Annotated in this window: 1 protein-coding gene and 1 pseudogene; both read right to left on the bottom strand. The window is 41.0% G+C overall.

Features of this window, described 5'->3' with window-relative positions; all coding sequences use genetic code 11:
- The coding region (locus COW15_RS08400) for an Rnf-Nqr domain containing protein (RefSeq protein WP_293631739.1) at nucleotides 1-400 on the bottom strand (400 nt) is incomplete at its 3' end.
- Between the two features lie 9 nt (nucleotides 401-409).
- Nucleotides 410-500 (bottom strand): annotated as a pseudogene (locus COW15_RS08395) (NADH:ubiquinone reductase (Na(+)-transporting) subunit D); the annotation flags it as partial.

Genomic DNA, 500 nt, shown 5'->3' with positions numbered 1-500 from the left:
CCATAAAAATGACCCCAGCGAAAATGGCACAATTCACCGTTAATAACGGCAAAAAGATCCCCAATGACTGATATAACGTTGGAATATAACGGTCTAAAAACATTTCTAAAATTTGCACCAACGCAGCGATTACCCCAATAAAGGTAATCAACTGTAAATAGCTTAAATTCAGCTCAGGAAACCCAGCCCAAGCTAATGCGCCTGGGGCTAAGATATTGACGTAGATAATTTGGTTTAATGGCACAGCCAGCACCATGACCACAATCACTGCAACGCCTAAACCAAATGCAGTAGAAACCTTTTTCGACACGGCTAAAAAAGTGCACATACCCAAGAAAAATGACAGCGCCATATTGTCGATAAACGCCGCTTGGATAAATAAATTAAGATAGTGTTCCATGCTGTTTCCTTATCCGCGCTTACGCTGAATGATTTTAATGACCCAAATCATCACGCCAATTAAAAAGAACGCGCTGGGTGGTAAAGTGAACATCTCATTG

The sequence above is a fragment of the Shewanella sp. CG12_big_fil_rev_8_21_14_0_65_47_15 genome (assembly GCF_002783505.1).
Classification (GTDB): Bacteria; Pseudomonadota; Gammaproteobacteria; order Enterobacterales; family Shewanellaceae; genus Shewanella.
The sequence above is the reverse complement of the archived record's forward strand: the minus strand, read 5'-3'. Positions and strand labels throughout refer to the sequence as shown.